1 protein-coding gene is annotated in these 308 nt (G+C 32.5%); it reads right to left on the minus strand.

What is annotated here, in order from left to right:
- Positions 1-32 precede the first annotated feature (32 nt).
- Positions 33-308: type 1 glutamine amidotransferase family protein (locus EYD45_RS16595; protein WP_449404365.1), on the minus strand; the 276-nt coding region annotated here is incomplete at its 5' end.

Raw genomic sequence — 308 nt, forward strand, 5'->3', positions numbered from 1 at the left:
CTGTTAAGTATGTCTTTCATTTTTACTATTGACTAATTATTAACCCAATTTTCTAAAATCTTTTTACCCTCTGGTGTTAAAACAGATTCAGGGTGGTATTGTACACCTCTAACATCATATACTTTGTGTCTTAGTGACATGACCTGTCCGTTTGCATCAAAAGAGGTAGCTTCTAAACTGTCTGGTAATTCTGAATTTACAACCCAATAATGGTAACGACCAACTTCTATGTTTTTGTCTAAATCGTTAAAAATATATTCATCATGTACACATATAGTTACATTGGTTGCTACGCCATGATATACATT

This window comes from Hyunsoonleella flava (assembly GCF_004310325.1).
GTDB lineage: Bacteria > Bacteroidota > Bacteroidia > Flavobacteriales > Flavobacteriaceae > Jejuia > Jejuia flava.